Source organism: Mycobacterium sp. (genome assembly GCF_032161845.1).
Taxonomy (GTDB): domain Bacteria; phylum Actinomycetota; class Actinomycetes; order Mycobacteriales; family Mycobacteriaceae; genus Mycobacterium.
The window spans coordinates 1-7,910 of sequence record NZ_JAVRQA010000568.1; the positions used below are offsets into that span (position 1 = coordinate 1).

Genomic DNA, 7,910 nt, shown 5'->3' on the forward strand with positions numbered 1-7,910 from the left:
GTGCGGCCCCTGCTGTCCTCCTCGACCTCGACGACGCCCCGCATGCGGATGGAGCCGCGCCCGGTGGTGTACGCGTCGTGGATGCCCTGCGATCCGACGATCAGTCCGTAGGTCGGGAAGTCGGGACCCTTGACCCGCTCGGTGACCGCAGCCAAGGTCGCCTCTTCGTCGGCCTCGAAGTTGTCGAGGCACCAGAAGACGGCCTCCGACAACTCGCGCAGGTTGTGCGGCGGCATGTTGGTCGCCATGCCAACCGCGATGCCGCCCGATCCGTTGGCCAATAGGTTGGGGAAACGGCTGGGCAGGACGGTCGGCTCTTGGACGCGGCCGTCGTAGTTCGGAATGAAATCGACTGTCTCCTCGTCGATTTCGCGCAACATCTCCATCGCCAGCGGCGTCAGACGCGCTTCTGTGTAGCGCATGGCGGCCGGCGGATCGTTGCCCGGCGAGCCGAAGTTGCCCTGCCCGTCCACTAGCGGGTAGCGCAGAGACCACGGCTGGGCCATCCGGACCAGCGTGTCGTAGATCGACGAGTCACCGTGCGGGTGGTAGTTGCCCATCGTCTCGGCAACGGAGCGTGCGGATTTCGCGTGCCCGCGGTCGGGCCGGAAGCCCGAGTCGTACATCGCGTACAGCACGCGGCGGTGCACTGGCTTCAGACCGTCGCGGACCTCGGGGAGAGCGCGGCCGACGATGACGCTCATCGCGTAGTCGATGTAGCTGCGCTGCATCTCCTGCTGGATGTCGACCGGCTCGATGCGGTCCGTGGTGCCGTCGTCGCCAGGAGGCAGGGTGGTGTCTGTCATGTGTTCCTCAAGTCGTGAGAACTAAGAGCTGAAGGATCAAACGTCAAGGAAGCGAACGTCTCTCGCGTTTCGAGTGATGAAGCTGCGGCGGGCCTCGACGTCCTCGCCCATGAGCACGGAGAACAGTTCGTCGGCCGCAGCAGCGTCGTCGAGGGTGATACGCCGCAGCACCCGCGCGCTGGGGTCCATCGTGGTCTCCCACAGTTCCTTGGCATCCATCTCGCCAAGACCCTTGTAGCGCTGGATTCCGTCTTCGGTGTTGATCCTGCGACCCGCGGCCTTGCCGGCCTCCAGCAGACCGTCGCGCTCACGGTCGGAATACGCGAACTCGGGTTCGCTGCGCTGCCACTTCAACTTGTACAGCGGCGGTTGCGCCAGGAAGACGTGCCCATTCTCGATGAGAGGCTTCATGAATCGGAACAGCAGCGTCAGCAGCAGCGTCGAGATGTGCTGGCCGTCGACATCCGCGTCGGCCATCAGCACGATCTTGTGATAGCGCAGTTTGGTGAGGTCGAATTCGTCGTGGATGCCCGTGCCGAGCGCGGTGATGATCGCCTGAACTTCGGTGTTCTTCAGCACCCGGTCGATGCGGGCCTTCTCAACGTTGATGATCTTGCCCCGAAGGGGCAGGATCGCCTGATACATCGAGTCGCGGCCGCTCTTGGCCGAGCCGCCTGCCGAATCACCCTCCACCACATAGACTTCGCACAGGCGTGGGTCAGTCGATCGGCAGTCGGCGAGCTTGCCGGGTAGGCCGCCGATGTCCGTCGCGCTCTTGCGGCGCACCAACTCACGTGCCTTGCGGGCGGCCATCCGGGCCTGGGCGGACGAAACCGCCTTGTTCACAACGGTCTTGGCTTCTGCGGGGTTGGCCTCGAACCAGTGGCTGAGCTGCTCGTTGCAGATCTTCTGCACGAACGACTTGACCTCGGTGTTGCCGAGCTTGGTCTTGGTCTGTCCCTCGAACTGCGGGTCGTGCACCTTGACCGAGATGACCGCGGCCAATCCCTCGCGGATGTCGTCGCCGGTGAGGTTGGCGTCCTTCTCCTTCAGCAGTTTCTTGTCCTTGGCGTACTTGTTGACCACCGTCGTCAACGCACTGCGGAAACCCTCTTCGTGGGTCCCACCCTCATGGGTGTTGATGGTGTTGGCGAAGGTGTGGACCGACTCCGAATACCCTGCGTTCCACTGCATTGCGATCTCGACCTCGTGGCCGGGGCCCTTGCCGTCGAAGTCGATGATGCTCTGCTGGATCGGGGATTTCGTGCGGTTGATGTGCTTGACGAAGTCCACCAGCCCGCCGGGGTAGTGGTAGGTGCGGTGCTTGGTCTTATGCGGACCCTTGGCCTCCGCCTCTTTCTCGTCGGCCGACTTCGGCGCCTCCGCCGTATCGCTGACGACTTCGTCCACCACCTGGTCGACCGTGACGCGTTCATCGATCAGGTCGATGGTCAGCCCCTTGTTGAGGAACGCCATCTCCTGAAGTCGCCGTGCCACGGTCTCGAAGTCGTAGACCGTGGTCTCGAAGATGTCCGGGTCCGCCCAGAACCGGATCGTGGTTCCCGACTTGTTCGTCGGACCGCCCTGCTTCAAGGTGCCGGGAACCGAGCGGTCGTAGTACTGGAACCACTCGTGGCCATCCTTGAAGATGGTGGCCTCGAGCCGGGTCGACAGGGCGTTGACCACCGAGACGCCGACGCCATGCAGACCACCACTGACGGCGTAGCCGCTGTTCTCGCCGCCGAACTTTCCGCCGGCGTGCAGTTGGGTCATGACGACGTCGATCGTGGGGGCGCCGCTGGCGTGCATCTCCACCGGAATTCCCCGGCCGTCGTCGGTGACCTGGACGCTGCCGTCGCCGAGGATCTTGACGTCGACACGGGTGGCGTAGCCGGCCATCGCCTCGTCGATCGCGTTGTCGACGACTTCCCAGACCAGGTGGTGCAGACCGCGTTCACCGGTCGACCCGATGTACATGCCAGGACGCTTGCGAACGGCTTCCAGGCCTTCGAGAATCGTGATGGACGACGCGTCGTAGTCTTTGGAAGCAGTCTTCTTCTGGGCAGCCACGTTGGACGCGTCTCCTTGGTCTTTGGCAGGGTGTGCCGGCTATGCAGTCGAGCACCGCTCGCGCATCTGTCGAAAGTCTACCGGCTGACACTGTTGGGACTGACTCTGAGGCCGCGTTTCTGCACACCTAATTACCGCGTCAACGGAATTTCGCGGATATCCGCGCGTGCCGACGGTCGGGACTGTGGATCAATCCATTGTCGACGCTCTCAGCGGTCTAGAATTTGCCGCTCACCCGTAGGTGTCCCGCGGGCCTCGGCCCGGCACGTTGTACTTACCCTTGCGCCACGTCGGGCCAGCCGGGCCGACGATCTTGAGGCTGGTCACGACACCGTCGCCGACCGCGGCCGCGATCTTGGCCAGGAGTTGAGCCTGAACCAGTCGCAGCTGCGTCGCCCATGCCGTCGACTCGGCCTCCACGGTCAAGATGCCGTCCCGCAATGCGGTGGGGTTCGCGTGCTCGGCGATCTGGTCGCCGACCACCGTCGCCCACTGTCCGAACACCGCACCCTCGGCCATCCGCGGCGACCATCCTCTGCTCTTGGCCAGCGCGGAGGTCAGCGATCCGAGGGTCTGCGGGTCACGCGAGTCGGGTCCCGGGCCCGACCACCGTTTGCGCGTCCCCCGGGGCGGCACGTTCTTCGTCGGGGAGGTCCTGCCGCGCCCCACGTCCTTGCCCTGACTTCGGGCCGCGCCGCGCGCCTCCTCGAGGGTGCGGCGGACCAGGTCCATCCCCTTGAGGTGAGCGAGTTCGGGGGGCGGACCCGCCGGCTCGCCGTCGTCGGTCGATTCCGTCACCCGATCACCTCCGAGACTCGTCCGGAATCGTCGTCGCGCATCCCTATCACCATTCTGCGCGCATCCCAGTCCTGCGGGATGTCCTCCGCGACCGCCGCGGTCACCAGCACCTGCTCGGCGGATGCCGCGACCTCGACGAGCGCCCGTCGGCGGGCGTTGTCGAGTTCGGCGAACACGTCGTCGAGAAGCAACACCGGGTCGGATCCTTCGGACCGAAGCAGTTCGTAGGCAGCCAATCTCAAGGACAGTGCCATCGACCAGGATTCGCCGTGGCTGGCGAAGCCCTTGGCGGGTTGGTCGCCGAGCCGAAGTTCCAAGTCGTCGCGATGTGGTCCGACGAGACACACCCCCCGCTCCAATTCGGCCGACCTCTTGCGGGCGAGTTCCTCGAGGAGTGCCACTTCGAACACCTCGGTGTTCGCCGCACCGGTGGCTGCCTCCGCCTCGACTGCCTCGACCGAACTGCGGTACCGAACCGACGCCGGGCGCGACGCCGGCGCCAACAATTGGTAGGCCTTCTCAATCTCGGGGGCCAACAGCTCGACGAGATCCACCCGGGCGGCGATGAGCTTGGCGCCATGCATTGCAAGGTGTCCATCCCAGACGTCCAGCGTCTCCAACGCTCCGGAGTCTCCCCGAAAGCGCGCTCCCGCAGCGGTTTTCAGCAATGCCGCACGTTGCCTAAGCACCTTCTCGTAGTCGGCGCGTACGCCCGCGACGGTTGGCCTGCGCGTGGTGGCGAGCTCGTCGAGATAGCGGCGCCGTTCGGCTGGATCGCCACGGACCAATGCCAGATCCTCCGGTGCGAACAACACCGCGCGTAGCGCGCCGAGAATTTCGCGCGCACTGCGCACCGGGGATCGGTTCAGTCTCGCCTTGTTGGCGCGACCGGCGGTGATCTCCAGGTCGACCGCCAGCTCGCGTCCCTCATTGACCACGATCGTCGACACGATCGCACGATCGGTTCCGGCCCGAATCAATGGTGCGTCCGCCCCCACCCGGTGCGAGCCGAGCGTGGACGAATACCATAGGGCCTCTACGATATTCGTCTTACCGAAGCCATTCGGGCCGACGAATACCGTCCGTCCCGGCTCGAGCTCCAATTCGAGTCGTGACCAGGAGCGGAAGTCGGTCAGGCCCAGTTGACGTACGTACACCTATCCAGACTCGCTGATCCTCTGCACTGCATGGCCACCAAACTGGTTTCGTAGCGCTGCGACAGCTTTCATCGTCGGCGAATCATCTTGGCGCGACAGGAATCTGGCGAACAGCGCGGCCGCGATTCCCGGCACCGGGACGCGGAGCCGAATCGCTTCCTCGACAGTCCAGCGACCTTCACCCGAATCATCGGTGTAACCCTTGATCTCGGCGAGGTGTGGATCTTCCTTGAGCGCCTTGGCCAGGAGCGTCTGCAGCCACGACCGGACGACGGTGCCATTGGTCCATGCTTGGTACACGGCCTGGGGACTCTTGATGAGGTCTTCGGCGGCCAGCATCTCGTAACCCTCGCCGTAGGCGGTCATCATGGCGTACTCGACACCGTTGTGAACCATTTTGGCGAAGTGGCCTGCGCCAACGGGGCCGGCGTGGACGAATCCGTCCTCCTGCGGGCCCGGCGGTCGGAGAGCGTCGAAGATCGGCATCACCTTCGCCACGTCGGCGTCACTGCCACCGACCATGAGGCCATAGCCCTCGGTGAGGCCCCAGATACCACCGGAGACTCCGGCGTCGATGAACCCGATTCCCTTCTCCGCCAACAGCGCTGCGTGGGGACCGTCCTCTGTGTAGCGCGAGTTGCCGCCGTCGATGACCAGATCACCGGAGCTGAGGACGGCAGCGAGTCCGACGATGGTGGTGTCGGTCACCTCGCCCGAGGGGACCATCACCCAGACCACCCGGGGAGCGGGGAGCGCCGCCGCAAGGCTCGCTAAATCGGGAACATCGGTCACCTCGGGTCGAGGGTCGTATCCGATGACGTCGTGTCCGCCCTTGCGAAGGCGTTCACGCATGTTGAAGCCCATTTTGCCGAGACCGACCAGCCCGAGTTGCATGTGCACCTTTCGTGGCGATATGGCCGGTCAGCCCGGAAGCCGCACCGGCATCAATAGGTAGACGTAATCGGTTTGGGCGGCCGGGAAGGGACCACTGGAACCGGCGTACGTGTCATCATCATCACCCGCGGGCCGCAACACCGCGGGACGACTGGATGTCGTGAAGCCGAACGTCACCTTCGGAGAGTGCAACGATCCAAGGCCGTCGGTGAGATAGGTGGGATTGAAGGCGATCGTCAAGGGATCGCCGGAGAACTCCACCGGAAGGTCTTCCTCAGCCCGTCCGACGGCGTCTTCGCCACCTGCCGACAGCCGCAGTGAATCCTCGGAGAACTCCATCCGCACCTGCGCCCCGCGGTCGGCTACCAGGGCGACGCGCTTGATGGCCTCGCTGAGCTCCGCGACGCCGACCGTCGCCACCGCGGTGTGCTCGGCGGGTAGAAGTTGGCGGAACTTCGGGAATTCGGCATCGAGCAGACGGCTCGTCGTGCGCTTGCCGTTGCTGCGGATGCCCAGCAGCCCTTCCTTGCCGACGGCCTCGCCCGCACCGAGTGACAGGTGAACGTCGGCTCCGTCGTTGCCCGCCCTGGCCGCCTCGGAGAGCGTCTTCGCCGGAACCAGAACGGCGGCTTCGATGTCCGCGGAATCCGTCGACCAGGTGAGTTCGCGGACGGCCAGCCGGAATCGGTCGGTCGCCGCGAGGACGACCTTCTCACCGGAGATCTCCACGCGGATACCCGTCAGCATGGGCAACGTGTCATCGCGTCCGGCAGCTACGGCGACCTGGCCGATGGCTTGGGCGAACAGTTCGGAGGCGACGACGCCGGTCTCCTCGGGCAGTGACGGCAGCGTCGGGTAATCCTCCACGGCCATCGTCGGAAGCGAGAACCGGGCACTTCCGCAGCTCAACGACACCCTGGTGCCCTCGACGGTCACGTCAACGGGCTTGGCCGGCAGCGACTTCGTGATGTCAGACAACAACCGACCCGAGACGAGAACGCTTCCGGGAGAAGCGATCTCGGCCGCCACGCGCACTTCGGCCGACACCTCGTAGTCGTAACCGGAGATGGTCAGCCCATCTTCGGAGCCGGTGAGCAGCACGCCGGACAGAACCGGCACGGTAGGCCGGGTCGGCAAGATCCGAGCAACCCACGCCACGGCGTCGGCAAAGTCTTCGCGCACTAGGCGAAACTTCAGGTCGGTACCAATTGTCGTCGTCGCCACATCCATAGCGTCCCCTTCAGTGAACCCGAGCTACATGCACTAGCAGCGGATCTACGGGTGTCTTACGAACATGTCACCACGCTGCGGTTCGACGACCGTTCCGGTTGTCGAAGACCCACCGTAGAGCCTTCTGCGTCAACTTGAAAGCTAATCGATCGGAGTGACAAACGCCCCTTGGGCCTCGCCGTCCGAACGCCCAACAGGGCGCGTTCCCCAGGTGCTTCTTTTAGGAGAGAACATTGATTGATAAATGAGTAACAGTAATAGGTGCTGTGCAAGCTGTGGATGAACGGACAGTCTGGCAGGTCGGATGCGGTGCGCGCTCGTGGGTGACTCGTGGACTACCGATGCGTGTAATCCGGCGAGCTGTGCACGGCCTGCCGGTGTGTGGACGGCAGGCTCGGACGAGGGCGGTTCGTCCACGGATTGTGCACGAGTAGTCCACGAGGATTTCATGTGACTCGTGGTGCGCCAGGGTCAGAAGATTTTCGGAAAATACACGCACGGAACCCGCCGAGTAGCGGTGTAGGACAGGCGGACGGAGGTTGGTCAGCGCTTGGAGCGCTGGCGGATCCGCGTCGTGAGTTCCTTGACGTGATCGAAGATCTCGCGCCTTTGCGCCATCTCGCCGCGGATCTTGCGCTCTGCGTACATCACCGTGGTGTGGTCGCGGCCGAAGGAGTGACCGATCTTCGGCAACGAGAGATCGGTGAGCTCACGGCAGAGGTACATGGCGATCTGCCGTGACTGCGCCAAGGCGCGGGTCTTTCCCGGCCCGCGAAGCTCCTCGATGGTGATCTCGAAGTACTCCGCGGTAGCGGCCATGATCGTGGCGATGCTGATCTGCATCGAACTGGCATCCGAGATGAGATCCCGCAACACGATTTCGGCGAGCGTCTTGTCGATCGCGGCCTTGTTGAGCGAGGCGAACGCAGTGACGCGAATGAGAGCACCCTCGAGT

Annotated in this window: 7 protein-coding genes; all 7 read right to left on the reverse strand. The window is 64.3% G+C overall.

The window, feature by feature from the left end; translation table 11 throughout:
- Positions 1 to 806 (reverse strand): DNA gyrase subunit A (locus tag QOD90_RS31355; protein ID WP_526356482.1); only part of this gene is annotated, 806 nt, incomplete at its 3' end.
- 36 nt (positions 807 to 842) lie between these two features.
- Positions 843 to 2,876, reverse strand: coding sequence for a DNA topoisomerase (ATP-hydrolyzing) subunit B (gene gyrB / locus QOD90_RS31360; protein WP_526356484.1), 2,034 nt, complete (start codon positions 2,874 to 2,876; stop codon positions 843 to 845).
- Between the two features lie 231 nt (positions 2,877 to 3,107).
- A complete protein-coding gene (locus QOD90_RS31365) occupies positions 3,108 to 3,674 on the reverse strand; it encodes a DUF721 family protein (RefSeq protein WP_526356486.1) in 567 nt (188 codons plus the stop codon).
- A complete protein-coding gene (gene recF, locus QOD90_RS31370; RefSeq protein ID WP_526356488.1) occupies positions 3,671 to 4,831 on the reverse strand; it encodes a DNA replication/repair protein RecF in 1,161 nt (386 codons plus the stop codon). The genes QOD90_RS31365 and recF overlap by 4 nt, the downstream gene beginning before the upstream one ends.
- A complete protein-coding gene (gene gnd, locus QOD90_RS31375) occupies positions 4,832 to 5,725 on the reverse strand; it encodes a phosphogluconate dehydrogenase (NAD(+)-dependent, decarboxylating) (protein ID WP_526356490.1) in 894 nt (297 codons plus the stop codon).
- Between the two features lie 27 nt (positions 5,726 to 5,752).
- Positions 5,753 to 6,955, reverse strand: a complete 1,203-nt coding sequence (gene dnaN / locus QOD90_RS31380; RefSeq protein ID WP_526356492.1) for a DNA polymerase III subunit beta — start codon at positions 6,953 to 6,955, stop codon at positions 5,753 to 5,755.
- Between the two features lie 543 nt (positions 6,956 to 7,498).
- The coding region (locus QOD90_RS31385; RefSeq protein ID WP_526356494.1) for a helix-turn-helix domain-containing protein at positions 7,499 to 7,910 on the reverse strand (412 nt) is incomplete at its 5' end.

Excerpts from the sequence above, each read along its gene's own strand:
- gnd (WP_526356490.1), bottom strand. The coding sequence starts at position 5,725 with ATGCAACTCGGGCTGGTCGGTCTCGGCAAAATGGGCTTCAACATGCGT.
- dnaN (WP_526356492.1), bottom strand. The coding sequence starts at position 6,955 with ATGGATGTGGCGACGACGACAATTGGTACCGACCTGAAGTTTCGCCTA.